General features: G+C 74.2%; 20 protein-coding genes. 16 read left to right on the top strand and 4 right to left on the bottom strand.

What is annotated here, in order from left to right; translation table 11 throughout:
- The first annotated feature begins 119 nt into the window (after positions 1-119).
- Genes ABT158_RS01285 through ABT158_RS01325 form a run of 9 tightly spaced genes read left to right on the top strand, consistent with a single transcriptional unit; the run spans position 120 to position 9842 of the window.
- On the top strand, positions 120-1139 hold the full coding sequence (locus tag ABT158_RS01285) for a BMP family lipoprotein (protein WP_352349630.1): 1020 nt from the start codon (positions 120-122) through the stop codon (positions 1137-1139).
- Entirely contained in the window at positions 1136-2227 is a 1092-nt protein-coding gene (locus ABT158_RS01290) for an ABC transporter permease (RefSeq protein WP_352349632.1), read from the top strand. Before ABT158_RS01285 ends, ABT158_RS01290 begins: the two co-directional genes overlap by 4 nt.
- Positions 2224-3444, top strand: coding sequence for an ABC transporter permease (locus ABT158_RS01295; RefSeq protein ID WP_352349634.1), 1221 nt, complete (start codon positions 2224-2226; stop codon positions 3442-3444). The genes ABT158_RS01290 and ABT158_RS01295 overlap by 4 nt, the downstream gene beginning before the upstream one ends.
- On the top strand, positions 3444-5546 hold the full coding sequence (locus ABT158_RS01300; RefSeq protein ID WP_352349636.1) for a N,N-dimethylformamidase beta subunit family domain-containing protein: 2103 nt from the start codon (positions 3444-3446) through the stop codon (positions 5544-5546). Before ABT158_RS01295 ends, ABT158_RS01300 begins: the two co-directional genes overlap by 1 nt.
- A gap of 1 nt (position 5547) precedes the next feature.
- On the top strand, positions 5548-6459 hold the full coding sequence (locus ABT158_RS01305) for a 6-phosphogluconolactonase (RefSeq protein WP_352349638.1): 912 nt from the start codon (positions 5548-5550) through the stop codon (positions 6457-6459).
- Complete coding sequence (locus tag ABT158_RS01310; protein WP_352349640.1) at positions 6456-7385, top strand: PfkB family carbohydrate kinase; 930 nt, start codon at positions 6456-6458, stop codon at positions 7383-7385. Before ABT158_RS01305 ends, ABT158_RS01310 begins: the two co-directional genes overlap by 4 nt.
- Positions 7382-8107, top strand: a complete 726-nt coding sequence (locus ABT158_RS01315; protein ID WP_352323225.1) for a GntR family transcriptional regulator — start codon at positions 7382-7384, stop codon at positions 8105-8107. Before ABT158_RS01310 ends, ABT158_RS01315 begins: the two co-directional genes overlap by 4 nt.
- Before the next feature lie 58 nt (positions 8108-8165).
- Positions 8166-8861: a helix-turn-helix transcriptional regulator gene (locus ABT158_RS01320; RefSeq protein WP_352349642.1), complete on the top strand. Its 696-nt coding sequence runs from the start codon at positions 8166-8168 to the stop codon at positions 8859-8861.
- Between the two features lie 48 nt (positions 8862-8909).
- Positions 8910-9842, top strand: a complete 933-nt coding sequence (locus ABT158_RS01325) for a 2OG-Fe(II) oxygenase family protein (RefSeq protein WP_352349644.1) — start codon at positions 8910-8912, stop codon at positions 9840-9842.
- Positions 9843-9884: 42 nt separating this feature from the next.
- Here ABT158_RS01325 and ABT158_RS01330 read toward each other — a convergent pair whose 3' ends face one another.
- Positions 9885-10610: an alpha/beta fold hydrolase gene (locus ABT158_RS01330; RefSeq protein WP_352349646.1), complete on the bottom strand. Its 726-nt coding sequence runs from the start codon at positions 10608-10610 to the stop codon at positions 9885-9887.
- Between the two features lie 185 nt (positions 10611-10795).
- Between ABT158_RS01330 and ABT158_RS01335 the strand changes: the two genes are divergently transcribed.
- Positions 10796-11749, top strand: a complete 954-nt coding sequence (locus ABT158_RS01335; protein WP_352349648.1) for an alpha/beta hydrolase — start codon at positions 10796-10798, stop codon at positions 11747-11749.
- A gap of 11 nt (positions 11750-11760) precedes the next feature.
- The gene (locus ABT158_RS01340; RefSeq protein WP_352349650.1) at positions 11761-12447 is read left to right on the top strand and encodes an alpha/beta hydrolase; all 687 of its coding nucleotides are present in this window, start codon (positions 11761-11763) and stop codon (positions 12445-12447) included.
- A gap of 9 nt (positions 12448-12456) precedes the next feature.
- Here ABT158_RS01340 and ABT158_RS01345 read toward each other — a convergent pair whose 3' ends face one another.
- Positions 12457-14751 carry an ATP-binding protein gene (locus ABT158_RS01345; RefSeq protein ID WP_352349652.1) on the bottom strand — a complete coding sequence of 765 codons (2295 nt, stop codon included), beginning with the start codon at positions 14749-14751 and terminating at the stop codon, positions 12457-12459.
- Positions 14752-14806: 55 nt separating this feature from the next.
- Positions 14807-14953 carry a hypothetical protein gene (locus ABT158_RS01350; RefSeq protein WP_352349654.1) on the bottom strand — a complete coding sequence of 49 codons (147 nt, stop codon included), beginning with the start codon at positions 14951-14953 and terminating at the stop codon, positions 14807-14809.
- A gap of 144 nt (positions 14954-15097) precedes the next feature.
- Here ABT158_RS01350 and ABT158_RS01355 point away from each other — a divergent pair, with 144 nt between their 5' ends.
- From ABT158_RS01355 to ABT158_RS01365, 3 genes are read left to right on the top strand one after another with little or no spacing between them, the layout of a single operon-like run.
- On the top strand, positions 15098-15439 hold the full coding sequence (locus tag ABT158_RS01355) for a YciI family protein (RefSeq protein ID WP_352349656.1): 342 nt from the start codon (positions 15098-15100) through the stop codon (positions 15437-15439).
- Positions 15432-16676 (top strand): RNA polymerase sigma factor, encoded by a 1245-nt coding sequence (locus tag ABT158_RS01360; protein ID WP_352349658.1) that lies wholly within the window; start codon positions 15432-15434, stop codon positions 16674-16676. Before ABT158_RS01355 ends, ABT158_RS01360 begins: the two co-directional genes overlap by 8 nt.
- Before the next feature lie 30 nt (positions 16677-16706).
- Positions 16707-18521, top strand: coding sequence for a glycoside hydrolase family 15 protein (locus ABT158_RS01365; protein WP_352349660.1), 1815 nt, complete (start codon positions 16707-16709; stop codon positions 18519-18521).
- Between the two features lie 18 nt (positions 18522-18539).
- Here the strand turns inward: ABT158_RS01365 and ABT158_RS01370 are convergent, their stop codons facing one another.
- A complete protein-coding gene (locus tag ABT158_RS01370) occupies positions 18540-19127 on the bottom strand; it encodes a YbhB/YbcL family Raf kinase inhibitor-like protein (protein WP_352349662.1) in 588 nt (195 codons plus the stop codon).
- A 266-nt stretch (positions 19128-19393) separates the two neighbouring features.
- Between ABT158_RS01370 and ABT158_RS01375 the strand changes: the two genes are divergently transcribed.
- A complete protein-coding gene (locus tag ABT158_RS01375; protein WP_352349664.1) occupies positions 19394-19666 on the top strand; it encodes a GlsB/YeaQ/YmgE family stress response membrane protein in 273 nt (90 codons plus the stop codon).
- A gap of 172 nt (positions 19667-19838) precedes the next feature.
- Positions 19839-20834 carry a sporulation protein gene (locus tag ABT158_RS01380; protein WP_352349666.1) on the top strand — a complete coding sequence of 332 codons (996 nt, stop codon included), beginning with the start codon at positions 19839-19841 and terminating at the stop codon, positions 20832-20834.
- The last annotated feature ends 74 nt before the right edge of the window (positions 20835-20908 follow it).

Consider the following 20908-nt stretch of genomic DNA (forward strand, 5'->3'; position numbering starts at 1 on the left):
GCTGGAGCCGGGAACGCACCGGCCAGGATCGGCCTGCGGAGGCAGGCCGCCAGGGCCCGCGCCGGGCGCGGGCGTCCCGTCTGAGAGGTGCCCCAGTGCCCCGATTAGCCGTTGCCCCTGTGCTCGTCCGCGTCCTCGCACTCCTCGCGGCGCTGTGCTCGCTGGCCGCCTGCACCGCCGTCAGCCCCGCCGGCGGGAAGAAGGGCGCCACCTCGGTCGGCGTGGCCTTCAGCCGCGGCGGGCGCGGCGACAGATCCTTCAACGACTCGGTGGGGGCCGGCGTCGACCGCGCGAAGGCCGAGCTGGGCGTCGCGGCCAAGGAGCTCAGCCCCAACGCCGCCGGGTCCGACCTGGAGGAGATCCTGCGGCTGCTGGCCCAGACCGGCCACAACCCGGTGCTGGCGGTCGGCTTCTTCTACGCCCAGCCGCTGGCCAAGGTCGCCCCCGCCTTCCCCCGCACCCAGTTCGTCATCATCGACGACGCCACCGTGAAGCTGCCCAACGTCACCAACGTGGTGTTCCGCGAGGAGCAGGCCAGCTACCTGGTCGGCGCGGCGGCCGCGCTCAAGTCCGCCACCGGGAAGATCGGCTTCGTCGGCGGGGTGCAGACGCCGCCGCAGGAGAAGTTCCTCGCCGGGTACGCCGCCGGCGCCCGCGCGGTGAAACCCGGCATCCAGCTCTCCAGCGTGTTCATGTCCCAGCCGCCCGACTTCAGCGGCTTCTCCGCCCCCGACAAGGCCCAGGAGGCGGCCCGCGGCATGTACGACGGCGGTGCCGACGTCGTCTACCACGCCGCCGGGGCGTCCGGGCTCGGCGTCTTCCAGGCGGCCAAGGCGGCCGGCAAGTGGGCGATCGGCGTCGACGTGGACCAGCGCAAGACGGTCGATCCCGGGCTCGCCGGGGTGATCCTGACCAGCGCCACCAAGCAGCTCGACGTCGCGGTGCTGAGCATCGTCAAGGACGCGGTGGCGGGGCGGCCGATCGCCGGGGTGCGCGAGTTCGGGCTCAAGGAGGGCGGGGTCGGCTACGCCACCAGCGGCGGCGAGCTGGCCGACATCCAGCCGCGGCTGGAGCAGCTGCGCGAGCGGATCGTCTCGGGCGAGATCAAGGTGCCCGCCAGGCCGGCGGAGAGCCGGTGAGCCGGGCGCGGGCGGCGGGCCGGGAAGCGCTGGGCGTGCTCGCCGTCCCGGCGCTCGCGCTGCTGATCGCGCTCACGGTCGCCACCGCGCTGCTGGCCGCGGTGGGGGCCGCGCCGGGGCGGACGTACCTGACGATGCTGGAGTTCGGGGTCCGGCCGGACTCGCTCGTCTCCGCGGTGAACCGGGCGGCCGGCTACTTCTTCGCCGCCCTCGCCGTGGCCGTCACCTTCCGGATGAAGCTGTTCAACATCGGGGTCGAGGGCCAATACCACGTGGCCGCGCTGTTCGCGGCGGTCGCCGGGGCGGCCGTGCGGCTGCCGGGCCCGCTGCACCTGGCGTTCGTCTGCCTGGTCGCCGTGCTGGCCGGAGCCCTGTGGGCGGGGATCGCCGCGGTGCTCAAGGTGTGGCGCGGGGTCTCCGAGGTGCTGTCCACGCTGCTGCTGAACTACGTCGCCACCGCCGTCGTCGCCTACCTGCTGGCCGAGGTGTTCGCCGCCGGCAGCACGTCGGGCTCGACGCGGGAGCTGCCGCCGTCGGCCCGGCTGCCGCAGCTCACGCTGCCGTCGGGCGACCAGCTCGGCTCGGCCACGCTGGGCGCGGTCGTGCTGGGGGTGGCGGTGCACGTGCTGCTCACCCGCACCCGCTACGGCTACGAGCTGCGGGCCGGCGGCCTGAACCCGGTGGCGGCGCGGGTCCAGGGCATCGACCCGCGCCGGATGATCCTCGTCACGATGCTGCTGTCCGGCGGCCTGGCGGGCCTGGCCGGGCTGCCCGACCTGCTGGGCCAGACCTACCGGTACGGCATGGACTTCCCCTCCGGCGCGGGCTTCACCGGGATCGCCGTGGCCCTGCTCGGCCGCAACACGCCCGCGGGCATCGCGCTGGCCGCCCTGCTCTTCGGGTTCCTGGAACGGTCGGCGCTGATCCTCGACATCGAGGGCATCCCCAAGGAGATCGTCACGATCATGCAGGGCGTCATCGTGCTCAGCGTCGTGGTGGCCTACGAGGTGGCGCGGCGGATGGAACGCCGGCGGGCCGAGCGGCTCGTACGGGAGCAGGCGTCCCCGGCGCTGGAGCCGACCGCATGAGCGCGGGACGGTACCGGTGGTGGCGGGCCGCGCTCGTCCTGCTGCTGGCGATGTCGGTGGTCAGGGTGTTCACCGGCGCCGACGAGCTCACCGGGTCGGGTGTCGTGGGGGCGGCGCTGCGGCTGGCGGTGCCGATCGGGCTCGCCGGGCTGAGCGGCCTGTGGAGCGAGCGCGCGGGCGTCGCCAACCTCGGCATCGAGGGCATGATGATCATCGGCACGGTCTGCGGGGCCTGGGCCGGGTACGGGTTCGGCGTCTGGGCCGGGGTGCTGGCCGGCACGCTCGGCGGGGTCGCGGCGGGGCTGCTGCACGCGGTCGTCACCGTCACCTTCGGGGTCGACCAGGTGGTGTGCGGCATCGCGATCAACATCCTGGCGGTGGGCGTGGCCCGGTTCATGTCGGTCATCGCCTTCAGCGGCCTGCCGGGGGCGGGGGCCACCCAGTCGCCGCCGGTGAGCGGGTCGATCGGCACGGTCAGCGTGCCCGTGCTCGCGGGCGGCGGGGGCACGGCCGACCTGCTCGGCGCGCTGGAGCGCGGCCGGTTCTTCCTGGTGTCCGACCTCGCCGGGATCGTGCGGGGCTTCCTGCACGAGGTCTCGCTGCTCACCGTGGTCGCCGTCGCGCTGGTCCCGGTCAGCTTCGTGCTGCTCTGGCGGACCGCGTTCGGGCTGCGGCTGCGGTCGGCGGGCGAGCATCCGGCGGCGGCGGACTCGCTCGGGGTCCCGGTGCTGCGGATGCGGTACTACGGCGTGCTGGTCTCCGGCGGGCTGGCCGGGCTCGGCGGGGCCTACCTGGTCACCGTCTCCTCGACCGTCTACCGCGAGGGCCAGACCGGCGGCCGGGGCTTCATCGGGCTGGCCGCCATGATCTTCGGCAACTGGCGGCCGTCCGGCACGGCGGCGGGGGCGCTGCTGTTCGGCTACGCCGACGCGCTGCAACTGCGCCAGGCGAGCGCGGTGCACGTGCTGCTGCTGCTCGGGGCCGTGCTGGCCTGGGTCGCGGCGGTCGCGCTCGTCCGCACGCGGCTGCGCCCGGCCGCGACGCTGGCGCTGCTCGGCGCCGCCGCCTTCGCGGTCTTCCAGGGCACCGACTCGGTCCCCACCCAGCTCGTGTACGCCACGCCGTACCTCACCACGCTGCTGGTGCTGGTCACGGTCGCCCAACGGCTCCGCATGCCGGCCTACGTCGGCATCCCCTACCGGCGAGGAGACGCGTGATGGCCGTCGACCGGGAACCCCGCCTGATGGGGTACGCCGACCGCTGGTCCGCGGCGCCCGGGGAGCCGCTGGCCGTGCACGCCTCCGGCCCGGACGGGGACGCCGACGTCACCCTGGTGGACCTCGTCCGGGAGGGCGACCTGACCCCGGCCGTGCCGGTGACGATCGCGCCGCGGCCCCTGCGGCCCGGCTCCCGGCTGGAGGCGGCCTCGGTGCCGACGCCCGCCAGGGGCGGCCTCGCCCTCTGGATCCGGCCGAAGCGGCTCGGGCCGCGCCAGGTCGTGGCCCGGCTGGGCGCCGCCGGTTGGCGGCTGCTGCTCGCGCTCGACGAGGAGGGCCGGCCCGAGGCGACCGTGCTGACGCCGTCGGGGAGCATGGGCTGCCGGCTGCGCTCGGCCGTCCCGGCGGGGGAGTGGTCGCTGCTGGCCGTGGCGTGGGAGGCGGCGCCGCTGATGACCGTGCTGCATCTGAACGACTTCCGCGGCACGGGCGTGAGCGCCGGGCGGGCCCGCCTGCCGCTGCCGTCCCCGTCGGGCGAGCTGCTGATCGGGGCGGGCGACGAGCATCCGTACGCGGGCCGGATCGCCCTGCCCATGCTGACCGAAGGCCCGCTCGCCATGCCAGGCCGCGTTCCGCTGACCGACCTGACCACCGGTCCGGAGCTGGTCAAACACCTCGGCCCCGAGCTGCTGGCCCTGTGGGACCCGTCCGCCGGCCCCGGCGCGCCCGTCGTCCCGGACGTCAGCGGCAACGGGCGCCACGCGAGCGCCGTCAACCGGCCGCTGGCCGGGCTCCTCGGGCCGGGCGGCGACGCCCGCACCGCGCTCCAGGTCAGCCCGGAGGACCTCGACGACGCCCGCTGGCCGGTGACGTGCGAGCTGACCGTCCCGCAGGACGCCGGCTCGACCGTGCTCGGCGTCCGCCTGCGGACCCGGGGGCAGTCGTGCGTGCTGCCGGTGGTGGTGCGCCCGGACGAGGCGCGCAGGAGCCCGGTCGCGGTCGTCCTGCCCACCTTCACCTACCTCGCCTACGCCAACCACCGGCAGTCCAGCGAGGCCGAGTACTTCGGCGACTACCGGCAGGTCACCGACCGCGTGATCACGCTCTCCCCGGTGGACGCCTACCTCAACGAGCACCGCGAGCTCGGCCTGTCCCTGTACGACCAGCGGCGCGAGGGCGGCCACGTCACCCACTCCTCCAGACGCCGCCCGGTGCTCAACCTCACCCCCGGCTACCGCTGGTGGATGACCGGCGCGCCGCGCCACTTCGCCGCCGACCTGCTGCTGCTGCGCTGGCTGCGCTCGGCGGGCTTCGCCTTCGACGTGCTGGCCGACGAGGACGTGCACGAAGGCGGCGCCGACCTGCTGTCCGCCTACCGCGTCGTGCTGACCGGCAGCCACCCCGAGTACGTCACCGCCCCCGAACGCGCGGCCTTCTGCGCGTACGTGTCCGGCGGCGGCCGGCTCATGTACCTGGGCGGCAACGGGTTCTACTGGGTGACCGGCGTCGACCCAAGGCACCCGCACGCCATCGAGGTCCGCCGCGGCCACGTCGGCGACTGGTGGGACGACGAGCCCGGCGAGGACGTGCTGACCTCCACCGGCGAGCCCGGCGGCCTCTGGCGGCACCGCGGCCTGGCGCCGCAGGAGCTGCTCGGCGTCGGCTTCGCCGCCCAGGGCTGGGGGCCCGCCCCCGGCTACACCCGCCTGCCCGACAGCCACCGGGAGGAGGCGTCCTGGGTGTTCGAGGGCGTCGGGACGGACCCGGTGGGCTGCTGCGGCCTCGCGCTCGGCGGCGCGGCGGGGGACGAGATCGACCGGGCCGCGCCCGAGCTCGGCACCCCGCCGGACACCCTGGTGCTCGCGACCTCCGCGGGCGGCCACGGCCACCACTACCGGCCCCCCACCGAGGAGGCCGGTTCGGGCGCGCAGGCCGTACGCGCCGACATGACCCTGCGACTGCTCGGATCCGGCGGCGCGGTGTTCGCCGCCGGATCCGTCAACTGGGTGACCAGCCTCGCCTGCTGTGACGGTGACATCAGGCGAATCACCCGGAACGTCCTGTCCCGATTCCTGCAACCCGCAGCTTGTGAGGAGGAGTGACGTGACCACCGCGAGCGCGAGGCACCTCGACTACCCCTATCCCCGCACGTCCGCCGAGCTGACCGACGAGATGTTGTCCATGCCGGCCGAGGAACTGGCGGCCATCGCCCGCCACCCGCTGACCGTCTACCCCGACACCACCGAGCTCTACTACCGGCTGGCCCGGGAGATGGCCGACGAGTTGCGCGCCCGCAACATGCGCGGCGAGCCCACCCGCTGGATCCTGCCCGTGGGCCCGAAGGCGCAGTACCCGATCCTGGCGCGCATCTGCAACGAGGAGCGCATCAGCTGGGCCGACGTGTTCGCCTTCCACATGGACGAGTTCCTCGACTGGCAGGGCCGGCCGGTGGACCCCTCGCACCCCTTCAGCTTCCGCGGCTACTGCGACCGCAACCTCTACCAGCTCCTCGACCCCGACCTGCGGCCCCACCCCGGCAACGTCGTCTTCCCCCACGTGTTCGACCCGGACGCGTTCGGCGCGCGCCTGCGCGGCGAGGGCGGGGCCGACACCTGCTACGCGGGCTTCGGCTACCGGGGGCACCTGGCCTTCAACGAGCCGCCGTCCACACGCTGGCACCAGTACACCGCCGCGGAGTTCGCCGCCTCGACCACGCGCGTCGTCCCGCTGCTCGACGACACGATCGTGGCCCACTCCCACCGGGTGACCGGCGGCTACACGCAGGCCATCCCGCGGATGGCGATCACCGTCGGCATGTCGGAGATCCTCTCCGCCCGCCGGCTGCACCTGATCACCGACGGCGGCGCCTGGAAGCGGTACATCGTCCGGGTGCTGCTGCTCACCACCGAGCCGGACGTGCTGCTCCCGGTGACCTTCGCGCACGACCACCCCGACGTGCGGGTGACCGTCGACGCCGACAGCATCGCGCCCTGCGCCCTGGGACTGGGCTCGTGACCGTCGCCGCCGTCGGGGCCTACATCGTCGACCTCTACATGTTCGGCGACCACCTGCCGGAGCCGGGCGAGAGCGTCAACGCCGCCGACTACGCCACCGCGCACGGCGGCAAGGCCGCGAACGTGGCGGTCGCCGCGGCCCGGCTGGGCGCCGCCGCCCGGTTCGTCGGCTGCCTCGGCGACGACGCCGCCCGGCCGGTGGCGCTGGCCGAGCTGCGCGCCGAGGGCATCGAGGTCGGCGAGTGCACCACGGCCGTCGGCGTCGCGACCGGGCGCAGCTTCGTCTACGTCGACGCGGCCGGCGGGCAGCTGGTGATGACCTGGCCGGGGGCCGCCGGCCTGCTGCCGCCCGCCCAGGCGGCCGCCGTCGCCGCCGGGCTGCCCGACGGGTCCGTGCTCGTGCTGCAGGGGGAGATCCCGCTGGAGATCTCGTACGCCGCCGCGACGGCGGCCCCGCCGGGCGTGCGCGTCCTGCTCAATCCGAGCCCGGCGGGACCGTTCCTGGAGGGGACCGGGAAGGAGCTGCTGGCCCGCGCCGACGTGCTGGTGCTCAACGAGGGCGAGCTGGCCGCGCTGGCCGGCGAGACCCGCGGCGACCTGGACGAGCTGCGCGGCAGGACCAGGGGACGCACCGTCGTCGTCACCCGCGGCGAGCACGGCGCCGAGATCGCCGACGACGGCGGCACTATGCTGATCGACGTCCCCAGCGTGCGCGTTGTGGACACCACCGGCGCGGGTGACGCCTTCACCGGCGCCCTGGCGGCCGCCCTCTGCGCCGGCGCGGGCCTGGTGCGCGGCGTCCGGCTCGCCTGCCAGGTGGCGACCGTCTCGGTCACGCGCCGGTTCTGTGCCCCCAGCTACCCATCGGCCGCCGAGCTCGGCATCGCCCCGCTCCGCGGTCCGTCCGTGCAGGAGAGACCCGCGTGACACGACGTCATCCCACCCTGGCCATCCAGATCCGTGACCGGCTGCACGCCCTGATCGTCGAGCAGGGGCTGCGCCCCGGTGACAGGCTGCCGTCCGAGAACGAGCTCATGACCCTGTTCGACGTCGGGCGCACCAGCATCAGGGAGGCGTTCAAGCTCCTGGAGCAGGAAGGGCTCATCCAGGCCAGGCACGGCGACGGCCGCTACCTCACCTCGCAGCCCAGCCTGGACCGGCCGCTGACCCGCCTGGAAGGCGTCACCGAGATGCTGGCCAGCCGCGGGTTCACCGCCGACAACACCGTCCTCGACGTCGTGGCCACCGAGCCGGACCGCCACCAGCGCGAGCTGCTGCAACTGCCGCCCGGCGAGGCCATCGTCCGGCTGGAACGCCTGCGCCGGCACCGGGACGACGCCCTGCTGTACTCGATCGACCTGTTCCCGCGCTCGCTCATCGGCCGCCCCATGGACGAGGTGGACTGGACCGGCTCGCTGTTCCAGCTCCTCACCGAGCACGGCCACACCATCGCCTACGCCGTCGCCCAGGTCCGGGCGGTGACCCTCAGCCACGCCCAGGCCGAGCGCATCGGCACCCACGAGGACGGCGGCGCCTGGCTGCTGCTCCTCCAGACCCACCACGACAGCGCCGGACGGCCGGTGCTGTATTCGCAGGACTACCACAGGGGCACCGACTTCTCCTTCCACCTGGTGAGACGCCGCGACTGAGTGAGCCGCCGCCGCGTACCGACCGACCGCCGTTCGCCGACGCAGAGAGGATCATGCGATGAGTGCCATCACGCTGGAGGCCGGCCATCCCATCCCGGCCTCCCCTTCCAGCCTCCGGGCGAGGTGCACCAGGCTGTCCGTCTTCTGGCTCGCCGAGGACGAGGTCTCCTTCTACGGGCTCCCGCCGCTGCTGATGAAGGTGTCGAACGTGGCCGGGGTCGCGGTCGTGCGCAGCTGCGCGGAGGCCCGGCTGCTGCTGGCCGGCGAGGACTTCGACGTGGCGGTGATCCCGCTCGCCGTCCTGCCGGACGTGCTCGGCGGGCGCCCCCGCCGGGCCCGCCCGCAGATCCTGGCCATGGTGCGTCAGGGGGAGGAGCTCGCCCCCTGCGTCGCCCAGCGGTACGGGCTGGCCGGTCGCCTGCTGTGGGACGAGATCAATGTCGCCGGCTTGTCGGGCACCTTCGATCGGCTGCTGCGCGGCGACGCGCCCGTCCCGTCCAGGGGCGGGCCCGACCTGCTCGGCCGCCTGACCGAGCGCGAGCACATGGTGCTGGCGCTGCTGCTGCGCGGCATGAGCAACCACCAGATCGCCCGCTCGATGGGCATCTCCATCCACGGCGTCAAGCGCCACATCTCGAACCTGCTCGTCAAGTTCAACTGCTCCAACCGCACCGAGGTCGCCCTGGTCGCCCAGCGGCTCGGCCTCGACCCCGCCGCCCGCACCCCGCGCCACCTGAGCAGCACCGGCACGTAGCACGTACGACGAACCATCCCCGAACGGTCATCGAGAAACGGAGTGACAATGGACGTCCCTCTCATGGAACTCAGCGGCCGCGCCCCCGTCGTCAGGCTGCACGACATCGAGGCCGACATGGCCGCCGCCACCGACGCCATCAGGTCGCAGCTGACCGGATGGGGCTTCATGGCCGCCGAGGTGCCCGGCATCGGCGAGCGCGTCGAGGCCATGATGAACGAGTTCGCCGCGGCCTGCCGGGCGACCGGGCCGAGCCTGTCCGACTACGCCTACGACGTCGTCCCGCAGCTCGCCGTCGGCGGCACGCACGGGTTCTTCCCGTACAACTCGGAGATCCCGCGCCTGGCCAACGGCGTGCCCGACCCGAAGGAGTTCATCCACGTCAGCGGCGCCATGATCGGCGACCAGCCGCCCGGGGCGGGTGACGTGCTGCGGGCCTTCCCGGCGTTCGGCGCCCGCGCCGCGGAGGTGTTCGACATCGCCTTCCGGCTGATCTCGCTCTTCGGCGAGGTCGTCCGGGGCATGATGCCGCCCGGCACGCCCGAGCTGGACCTCTCGCACGACGCGACGAACCTGCGGGTGATCCACTACCGGGACGTCGGCGACCGCGAGGTGCTGGCCCACGAGCACTCCGGCATCCAGATGCTCGGCCTCCAGCTTCCCCCGTCCGACCAGGGCCTGCAGTACGTGCTGCACGACGGCACCTGGGTCGAGCCGGTGATCGCCGGGACCGACGTCGTGCTGTGCAACATCGGCCGGATGCTCACCAGCGCCTCCGACGGGCGGTTCCGGCCGTCCACGCACCGGGTGCACACCAAGCCGATGCCCGCCGGCTACGAGCGCCTGTCGTCGGTGCTCTTCGCCTACCCGCAGCACAAGGCCCGCCAGTGGAAGATGGTGGACGGCGAGCTGATGTCGCTGAACGCCACCTGGGGCGACTTCATCGACAGCCGCTTCCAGGGGCTCGGCAAGCAGTCCTGACCGCCCGGCCTCCTGGCGGCCGGGCAGGCCGTCAGGAGGCGATCAGGAGGCACTGGCCCGGACGGCCGCCCGGATCACGTCGGCGACCTCCTTCGGCCGCGACACCGCGACCGCGTGCGAGGCGCCGGCGACCTCCACGGCGGTCGCGCCGGCCCGCTCGGCCCCGAACCGCTGCACGTCGGGGTTGATGGCCTGGTCGGCGTCGGCGATGACGGCCCACGACGGCTTGGCCCGCCAGGCCGCCGTGGCCGCCCCCTCGGTGAACGCCCCGGCCGCCAGGGGCCGCTGCGCCACCGCGAGGACCCGGGTGACCTCGGCCGGCACGTCGGCGGCGAAGACCTGGGGGAAGGCGTCGGCGGCGATGGTGAACTCGACGGCGGAGCCGCCGTCCGCCAGCGGGTAGGACGACTGCCGCAGGCTCGCGCCGAGCGGCGGCTCGGGGAAGCGGCCCTGGAGCTCGCCCAGGCTCTCGCCCTCGTCCGGGACGTACGCGGCGACGTAGACCAGGCCGACGACGTTGTCCGCCGCGCCGGCCACGGTGATGATCGCGCCGCCGTACGAGTGGCCCGCCAGCACGACCGGGCCGTCGATCTGGGCCGCGACGGAGGCGACGTACGCCGCGTCCGAGGCCAGACCGCGCAGCGGGTTCGGCGGGGCCACCACGGGGATGCCGTCCCGCTGCAGCTCGGCGATGACGCCGGACCAGCTCGCCGCGTCGGCGAACGCGCCGTGCACGAGGACGACCGTCGGGGTGGTGCTCTCCGTCATGGGAAAACTCCTTCTCGGGGCGAAAGGGGACCGGTCGGCCCCGGAGTCGATCCAACCGCCGGGCCGCTCGCGCGCACGAGGCGGAAACGTACTTCTGCCTGTGGTTCCGCCTCGTCTTTCCGCGGGCCGGTCGCTTGGATGGGTGAAGGCCCCCCTGCTTCCCACCCCTTCTCCCTGGAGCGATCATGATCAAGCCCGTCCTGGAACCCGCCGCTCAGGCGTTCGCCGAGGCCACCGCCGAGCCGCCGTACCTCTTCCAGCTCCCGCCGGAGGAGGGCCGCAAGGCCGTGAACGAGGTGCAGTCCGGCCCGGCCGAGCTGCCCGCCGTGGACGAGGAGTGGGTGACGGTCCCCGGCGGACCCACCGGCGAGGTCAGGGCCCGCATCGTGCGGCCCGCCGGCAGCACCGGCGCCCTGCCCGTGATCGTCTACATCCACGGCGCCGGCTGGGTCTTCGGCAACGCCCACACCCACGACCGGCTGGTCCGCGAGCTGGCGACCGGCGCCGGCGCCGCCGTGGTCTTCCCCGAGTACGACCTGTCGCCCGAGCACCGCTACCCGGTCGCCATCGAGCAGAACTGGACGGTCGCCCGCTGGATCGTCACCGACGGCGCCGCCAAGGGCCTGGACGCCACGCGCGTCGCGGTGGCCGGCGACTCCGTGGGCGGCAACATGACCGCCGCGCTGACCATCATGGCCAAGCAGCGCGGCGGGCTGACGCTGCGCGGCCAGGTGCTGTTCTACCCGGTGACCGACGCGTCCTTCGACACCGATTCCTACCGGCAGTTCGCCGAGGGCTACTTCCTGCGCCGGGACGGCATGCAGTGGTTCTGGGACCAGTACACGACCTCGGAGGCCGAACGCGCCGAGATCACCGCGTCCCCGCTGCGGGCCACCGCGGAGGAGCTGGCCGGCCTGCCGCCGGCGCTGGTCATCACCGGCGAGGCGGACGTGCTGCGCGACGAGGGCGAGGCGTACGCCGCCAAGCTGCGCGCGGCCGGGGTGCCGGTGACCGCCGTGCGCTACCAGGGCATCATCCACGACTTCGTCATGCTCAACGCGCTGCGCGGCACGTACGCGGCCGAGTCGGCGATCGAGCTGGCCGCCGGCACGCTGCGCCGGGCCCTGCACGAGAGCTGACCTCCCGCGCCATGCCCTCCGCCTACGACCTCGACCAGGTGCGGCACGCCAACGCCAGCGGGCGGGTCCCGGTCGTCTTCGTCCACGACCCGTGGTTGCTGGCCGAGAGCTGGGAGCCCTGGGCCGAGGTGTTCGGGCAGGCGGGGTTCGTCCCCGTCATCCCGGCCTGGCCCGAGGACGGCGAGGCCGCCGGGCATCCCGCCGGTCATTTCGCCGGGCTGATCGGCGGTCTTGCGCGCCGGCCCGCCCTGGTCGGCCACGCCGCCGGCGGCCTGGTCGCGCAGATCCTGGCCGGGCGCGGGCTGGCCTGCGCCTGCGTGGCGATCAGCCCGGCGCCCTTCCGCGGGGCGCTCACGTACGGGCGGTTCCGGCACGCCGTGGCCAACGCCGTCGGCGAGGAGGAGGCCAGGCGGCTGTACGAGACGTACGCCGTCCGGGCGGCGGAGGCGGGCGACCCGTGGGGCCTCGACGGCGCCGCGCCGGACCGGGGGCCGCTGCTGCTGATCGCCGGCGAGATGGACCGCACGGTCCCGTGGGCCGCCGCGCACGCCTCCTACCTGTGGCAGGCCCGCAACCGGCACCACCTGACCGAGATCGTCGAGCTGCCGGGACGCGGGCACTCGATGACCGTGGACAGCGGGTGGCGCGAGGTCTGCGGCACCGCCCTGACCTTCGTCGAACGGTTCGTGGACCCCTGACCGGCCCGCTCAGCGAGCGCCTTCCGGGGTCGTCGCAGTGGTCTCGACGGGGGCCAGGCGGGTGAGCTCGGCGGTCACGCGGGCCGCCCGGACGGCGTCGGCGGAGGCTTCGTACAGCTCCAGGGCCTCCTGGAACGCCTCGCGCGCCTCCTCCCGCCGTCCCAGCTCGACCAGCGCCCGGCCCAGGTTCGTCAGCGTCTGGGCCGTGGCCCGGTTGATCGGGCGCTTGCGCAGCTCGACCAGCGCCTCGCGGTAGTGGTCGGCGGCCTCCTGCCAGCGGCCGAGCGCGAAGTAGCCGTCGCTCAGCAGGTCCAGCGCCGCCCCGACGGCGTGGGCGACGATGACCGGCGTGCCGCCGAACGCCGGGTCGCGCAGCCGTTCCAGCAGCTCCAGCCCGTGCCGTACGGCCTCCTCGATCCGGCCCAGCCGGCGCAGGCCGTTGCCGACGCTGAGCATGGCCTGGGCGTACCCCTCGGGGTCGCCGGCCTGCCGGAAGCACTCCGCCGCGCGCCGCGCGTGCTCCAGGCCGGTCTCCGTGGCGCGCCGGTCGTCGCGTCCCCACAGCGCCCAGGTGGCGTAGGTCAGGGCCCAGCCCTGCTGGCGCACGTCCCCGGCCTCGCGGGCCAGCTCCAGCGCGCGCAGCGCGGTCCGCTCGCCCTCGTCGTGGCGGCCCTGGCAGTACGTGCGCGCCCAGGACAGGTAGTTGAGGTGCACCGCCTCCTGCACGCGGTCGCCCGCCTCGCGGGCCGCGCCGGACGACAGCTCGAACACCTCGGGCCAGTGCCCCCAGTGCATCCACAGGTCGGAGAACCAGTGCATGGCCTCGGCCACCTCGACGACCCGCGCGTGCTCGCCGGCGCGGGCCGCCTGCCGCAGCGCGGCCAGCCACGCCGCGCCCTCGGCCTGGAGCCATTCCTGCGCCTGCCGCGCGCTGTCCAGCTCGACCAGCGAGCTCCACCCGGACGGCGGCGCGCCGTAGGCGGGCTCGAACCAGCGCCCGGCGACGGTCGCGACCTCCAGCAGCCAGTCGTCCATCCGCCGTCGCGCCTGCCGCTGCGCCGCCATGGGCTCCTCGTCGGACAGGCGGGCGCGGGCGAACAGCCGTACCAGGTCGTGGAAGCGGTAGCGGCCGGGGTACGGCGACTGCAGCAGCCCGAGATCGACCAGCTCCTCCAGGGCGTCCTCGGCCTCGTCCGGGCCGAGCTCGGCGAGGACGGCCGTCATCGGCACCCCGAAGTCCGGCGCGGCGGCCAGCGCCAGCCGCCGGAAGCCGCGCCGCGCGGGCGCCGACAGCTGCCGGTACGACAGCGCGAAGGCCGCCGCCACCGACAGGTCGCCGGCGGCCAGCGACTCCACCCGGCGTCCCTCGTCGCCGAGGCGGGCGGCCAGGTGCCCGGCGGTCCAGCCGGGCCTGCTCTGCAGCCGGTTGCCGGCGATGCGCAGCGCCAGCGGCAGGTTCCCGCACAGGTCGGCCACCCGCGCGACCCCGTCCGGGTCGGCGTCGGCGCGCTCGGCGCCGACGATCGCGCGCAGCAGCGCGGCCGACTCCCCGGCCGCCAGGTGCGCCAGCGGCATTTGGTGCACGCCCTCCAGCCCGGCCAGCGGGCGGCGGCCGGTGACCAGCGTCATCGCCGGGCCCTCGGCGGGCAGCAGCGGGCGCACCTGGGCCTCGTGCGCGGCGTTGTCCAGGATGACCAGGCAGCGCCGGCCGCGCAGCAGGGCCCGGTACTGGCCGGCGCGGTCCTCCTCGTCGGCCGGGATGCGCCGCTCGGCCACGCCCAGGGCGTTGAGCAGCCGGGACAGCCCCGTGCCCGGGTCCAGCGGGACCGGGTCCATGCCGCGCAGGTCCAGGTAGAAGCGGCCGTCGGGGAACAGGTCGGCCAGGTGGGCGGCGGCGCGCACGGCCAGGGCGGTCTTGCCGATGCCGGCGGCCCCGGAGACCGCCGCGACGACGGCGGGCGCGTCCTCGGCCGCGCGGGCGGCCAGGTCGCGCAGCAGGCGCAGCTCCCGTTCGCGGCCGGTGAAGTCGCCCACGCCGCGGGGCGGCTCGCAGGCGCCGGGCGCGGCGTCCTGGCGCGGGCGGCCGGCGCGGGCGGCGTCGGACAGCGCCGTGCGCCGCGGCTCGTCCAGCCGCAGCGCCCCGGCCAGGGCCTCGACGGTGCGCCGCTGCGGGCCCCGGCTGGCCCCGCGCTCCATGTCGCCGATGGCGCGCACGCTGACGCCGGAGGCGTGGGAGAGCTCCTCGATGGTCAGCCCGGCGGCGTGTCTCAGGCTCCGCAGCATCGTGCCGAACGACTCCGCCACCCGTCCCCCTCAGCCTCGTGAGCGGCGTAATCCCCCGAAACGCCGTATACCAACCTTATCTGCCGGAAAACGGGGTGAGGTGCTGGTCGATCGAGGTGTACGTCACGGTCCAGAAGTCCTCGAAGACCTTGGGCGCCACCGGCGACGTCATCGCCACCTGGGTGAACGGCACGCCCCGCATCCGCTGTTCCAGTACGCTCATCGGTCCTCCTGAAGTGACGTGTCGTGACAATGACCGGACGGACCCGGAAAACTCATCGTCACGGCGTGTCCATCCGGGCGGGTCCCGTTCGTGGACACGGCGTACGGCGGCCCCGCCGTACGCCGACCGACAAGGGGAACACCGATGAAGTACATGCTGCTGATCAACGCCGGCACCTCCGACGAGCAGGAGCCGGGCGACTTCCAGGAGTGGATGGCCTACGACAAGGCCGTCCGGGAGGCGGGCATCCTGGTCTCCGGCGAGTCGCTGGCCGACCTGGTGACCGCCACCACCGTACGGGTGAGCGCCGACGGCACGCCCACCGTCACCGACGGCCCGTACGCCGAGACGCGCGAGGTCCTGGGCGGCTTCTACGTGATCGACGTGCCGGACCTCGACGCCGCCCTCGACTGGGCCGTGCGCTGCCCGGGTGCGCGCGGCGGCGGCTCGGTGGTGGTCCGCCCGGTCGCCGACTTCGATGCGTGAGATCGAGGCCGTCTTCCGTGAGGAGCGCGGCCGGCTGCTGGCCGCGCTCGTCCGCCGCTTCGGCGACCTCGACCTCGCCGAGGAGGTCACCTCCGACGCCGTCGAGGCGGCGCTGCGGCACTGGCCCGCCGAGGGCGTGCCGCCCAATCCGGGCGCGTGGCTGATGACCACCGCGCGGCGCAAGGCGGTCGACCGGCTCAGACGCGAGCAGGCGCTCGCCACCCGGCTGGCCGTCCTGGCGGCGGAGGCCGAGCGGGCCGCCCCCGAAGCGCCCCCCGGCGAGGACGGCGGCCTGCCCGACGAACGGCTGCGGCTCTTCTTCACCTGCACCCACCCCGCCCTGCCGGCCGAGGACCGCGGGGCGCTGACGTTGCGCTGCCTGGCCGGCCTGACCACCCCCGAGGTGGCGCGGGCCTACCTGGTGCCGGCCCAGACGATGGCCAAGCGCATCGTCCGGGCCAAGAAGAAGATCAGGCAGGCGCGCGTCCCGTTCCGCGTGCCCGAGGCCCACGAGCTGCCGGAACGGGTGCCCGGCGTGCTCCAGGTGATCTACTCGATCTTCACCGAGGGTTACGCGGCCAGCTCCGGGCCCTTCCTCCAGCGGCTCGACCTGGCCGAGGAGGCGATCAGGCTGGCCCGGATCCTGCGCCGGCTGCTGCCCGCCGAGCGGGAGGTCGCCGGGCTGCTGGCGCTGCTGCTGCTGGTGCACGCCCGGCGCGACGCCCGTACCGGGCCCGAGGGGGAGCCGGTGCTGCTCGGCGAGCAGGACCGCGGCCTCTGGGACCGGGCCATGATCGAGGAGGGCTCGGCGCTGGTGGTGACCGCGCTCACCGGCGGCCCGCCCGGCCCGTACGCCGTCCAGGCCGCGATCGCGGCGCTGCACGACGAGGCCCCGGACCTGGCCGCGACCGACTGGCCGCAGGTCGTGGCCCTGTACGACGTGCTGCTCGCGCTCGACCCCTCTCCGGTGGTGGCGCTGAACCGGGCGGCGGCCGTGGCCATGCGCGACGGGCCCGAGGCCGGGCTGGCGCTGCTGGACGAACTGGCCGGGGCGCGGCGGCTGCGCGACTACCACCCGTACCTGCTGGCCCGCGCCGACCTGCTGCACCGGCTCGGCCGGCTGCCCGAGGCCGCCGAGGCGTACCGCGCCGCGCTCCGGACGGCCGGGAGCGAGCCCGAGCGCACCCACCTCCGCCGTCGCCTGGCCGCGCTGGAGCAAGCCGGGCACGAGGTTTGAGCACCGCCCTGACCAGGGAGAACTGCTGCGATGGGTGGAGCAGACGGTGACCGCTACCTGCCGATCGCCGAGCACGGCCTCATCGGCGATCTGCGCAGCGTGGCCCTGGTCGGCACCAACGGCACCATCGACTGGTACTGCTGCCCGGCCTTCGACTCGCCCAGCGTGTTCGCCTCGATCCTCGACGCCGACCGCGGCGGGGCGTTCGAGCTGGGCACCGACGTGCCGGCGCGGACCAAGCAGTTCTACTTCCCCGACACCAACGTGCTCATCACCCGCTTCTTCACCGAGAGCGGGGTGGGCGAGATCCAGGACTTCATGCCGATCATCGGCGAGCCGGGCGGCCGCGGCCGGCAGCGGCTGATCCGCCGGGTGCTCTGCGTGCGCGGCTCGCTGCCGTTCCACGCGCGGGTGGCCCCCCGCTTCGGCTACGGGGCCGACCCGCACGTCGTGCGCGAGGTCGACGGCCTGACTGTCTTCGAGTCCGCCCAGCTGACGCTCGGGCTGAGCGCCACCGTCCCGGTCGAGTGCGACGGACGCGACGTGCGGGCGTGCTTCACCCTCGTGGAGGGCGAGTCGGAGGTGTTCGCGCTCGACCGGATCGAGGCCGAGATCCCGCCCCTCGGCTGCCCGCACGTCGAGGCGGAGGAGGCGCTGACCGCCACGGTCGCGTTCTGGCGCACGTGGCTGTCGGCCTCCCGCTACCGGGGCAGGTGGCGGGAGATGGTCCACCGCTCGGCCCTGACGCTCAAGCTGCTGACGTACGCGCCGACCGGCGCGATCGTCGCCGCGCCGACCACCAGCCTGCCCGAGCTGATCGGCGGCGAGCGCAACTGGGACTACCGCTACCTCTGGGTCCGCGACGCCGCCTTCTGCGTCTACGCCCTGCTCCGGCTGGGCTTCACCGGCGAGGCCGAGGCGTTCATGTCGTTCCTGACCCGGCACGTCAGCCTGCGCCCGGCCGGCCCCAACGGCCCCCTCCAGATCATGTACGGCATCGACGGCCGCACCGACCTGCCCGAACGGCAGCTCGACCACCTGGAGGGCTACCGCGGCTCGGCCCCGGTACGCGTCGGCAACGCCGCCGCCGGCCAGCTCCAGCTCGACATCTACGGCGCCCTGCTCGACTCCGTCTACCTCTACGACAAATGGGGCAAGCCCATCTCCAGCGACCACTGGGACGCCGTCTGCGCCCTGGTCGACTGGGTCTGCGACAACTGGGACCAGCCCGACGAGGGCGTCTGGGAGACCAGGGGCGGGCGCAAGAAGTTCCTGTACTCCCGGCTGATGTGCTGGGTCGCCATCGAACGCGCCATGCGCATGGCCGCCCGCCGCGGCCTGCCCGCCGACATCCCCCACTGGCGCGGCGCGCGCGACGACCTCTACCGGCAGATCATGGCCCACGGCTGGTCCGACCTGCGGCAGGCGTTCGTCCAGCACGAGGACGGCGACGTGCTCGACGCGGCGCTGCTGATGATGCCGCTGGCCAAGTTCGTCTCGCCCACCGACCCGAAGTGGCTGTCCACCCTCGACGCGCTCACCGCCGACCTGGTGTCCGACTCGCTGGTCTACCGCTACGACCCGGACGCCAGCCCCGACGGCCTGCGCGGCCAGGAGGGCACGTTCTCCATCTGCTCCTTCTGGTACGTCGAGGCGCTGGTCCGCGCCGGCCGGGTGGAGGAGGCCCGCCTGGCCTTCGAGAAGATGCTGACCTACGCCAACCACCTCGGCCTGTACGCCGAGGAGATCGGCCGGACGGGCGAGCAGCAGGGCAACTTCCCGCAGGCGTTCACCCATCTGGCCCTGATCAGCGCCGCCTTCAACCTCGACCGCGCCCTCGGCTGACCGCGGGAGTCCCGGGGGTCAGGACTCGCCGGACAGCACGGCCGTCCCCAGGGACGCGCCGGAGATCACCCTCGCCGCGGTCGTCGTGGACGAACCGGAGCCCAGTTCGGTCAGGGCGGCCCGGTCGAGGGCGTGCACGGTGAACTGGTAGGTGTTGACCGACCAGGGGGAGCAGGGCCCCTGGTAGCCGTACAGGCTGGCGCTGCCGCGGTAGTAGATCTGCCGGGCCCCGGCGGGGGCCGTCGGACGGTAGGCGTGCTCGACGTTCTGCGGCAGCGAGGTCACGTCCGCCGGGATGTCGTAGATCACCCAGTGGATGAGGTTGTTGTTGTCCAGGTCCCGCATCACCAGGGCGTAACCGCGGGTCCCGGCCGGGCCGCCGCTCCAGGCCAGGGGCGGTGACTCGTTGCGCCGGCCGGGGTCGGTCTGGCCGCCGCTGGTGCACTCGTGCACCTTCGGGATGATCCCGCCCTCGGTGAAGGCGGTGCTGGTGAGGGTGAAGGCGGTGGCGTTCGCCGGCGCCGCGCCGGTCACGGCGGCGGTCGTCACGGTCGTCGCGGTCGTCGCCGCGAGCAGGGCGTGCAGCACGATTCGTCTGACGGTCACAAAGGGCTCCTGAGGGGGTTCGGTGCGCCGTTCGTTCGCGTCTGCTGTTCGTGGGGTGTGCCCGCAGTGTAGGCACCGCGGGGCCGGCTCCGCCACCACCGCGAACGGCACATCCTCATGGAACCTGTCCGCCATGAACCGATATCAGGCTGAGTGGTGCGGTTTCTTTGTGATGCTGCTGGGAAGCAATGGCGCTGTCAGGCCGGGGGCACTCCTCCCCCACGAGGGGTGGCGACATCCGGCGCGGCAGAACGGGAGTGTGAAGCGTGGCAGTCACCGGCATCATCTCCGCCCTCATCATCGGGCTCGTCATCGGCGTCCTCGGCCGGCTGGTCGTGCCGGGCCGTCAGAGCATCCCCATCTGGCTCACCATCGTGATCGGCATCGTGGCCGCCCTCATCGGCACCGCGATCGCCGCCGCGGTCGGCGTCGCGGACACCCGCGGCATCGACTGGATAGAACTGGTCATCCAGGTGGTGCTCGCCGGTCTGGGGGTGGCCCTGGCGGCGGGCCTCTACGGCAGACGCGGCGTCCGGTAGAGCGGAACGCGCCGGGATCCCGGGGTGCGGCGAACGCGCCGCACCCCGGGATCCCGCCGTTCCCGCCCCCTTTGTCCGGCAGACGTTTTCGGCATGGCCGGAACCGCGGCCGGACGGAGATCGTTGTGCGGGTCGGCTGCACACATTCGATCTTCGACAGGGAGAACAAGCCGTGGTCTTCAAACGCATGCTGGGTGCCTTCGGCGTCGGCGCGCCCTCGGTGGACACCGTTCTGGCGACGCCGCGCGTCCAGCCGGGCGGCACGCTGTCCGGCGAGGTGCGGCTCAAGGGCGGCGACTTCGACGCCGAGATCGAGCACGTCACCCTCGGCCTGGTCGCCCGCGTGGAGTTCGAGCACGGCGACGGCGAGCACGCGGGGGCGGGGGAGTTCTCCCGCGTCCAGGTGTCGGGGCCGTTCGTGCTGCGCCAGGGCGAGGAGCGCACGATCCCGTTCCAGGTCGGCGTGCCGTGGGAGGCGCCGATCAGCCAGATCGGCGGGCAGCCGCTGCACGGCATGGCGCTGGGCGTGCGCACCGAGCTGGCCATCGCCAAGGCGGTCGACAAGGGCGACCTCGACGAGGTCGCGGTCGAGCCGCTGCCCTCCCAGCTGCGCATCCTGGAGGCGCTGCTGCAGCTCGGCTTCGCGTTCAAGTCCGCCGACCTGGAGGCCGGCCGCCTGTACGGCGTGCGCCAGGAGCTGCCGTTCTACCAGGAGATCGAGTTCTACCCGGCCGGCCGGTACGCCGGCGTGCTCGGCGAGCTCGAAGTGACCTTCGTGGCCGACCCGGCGGGGCTGGAGGTGGTCCTGGAGGCCGACAAGCGCGCCGGCCGCTACTCCGGCGACGCGATCGGCCGCTTCACCGTCAGCCACGCCGACGCCCTGCGGACCGACTGGGCCGCCGAGCTCGACCGCTGGCTGTCCGGCCTGGCCGCGCACGCCCACGGCGGCTTCGGGCACGGCGACCACCACGGCCACGGCGACCACGGGTACGGTGACCACCACGGTCACCACGGCTACGGCCATCACGAGCAGCACCACGGCGGGCCGGGCTGGGGCGCGGTGGCCGCGGCCGGCGCCGCAGGCGTGGTCGGCGGCCTGGTGGCGGGGGAGATCGTCGAGGAGATCTTCGAAGGCGACGACGACGAGGGCGGCGACGGCGACTGGTGACCCTCGACCGGTGATCCGCCCGTCACGGGCGGGTCACCCCGGTTCCGCTGTGCTGTGAAGCGAGGCAGGGCCTG

Origin of the sequence: Nonomuraea sp. NPDC001636 (genome assembly GCF_040298265.1) — a bacterium.
GTDB lineage: Bacteria > Actinomycetota > Actinomycetes > Streptosporangiales > Streptosporangiaceae > Nonomuraea.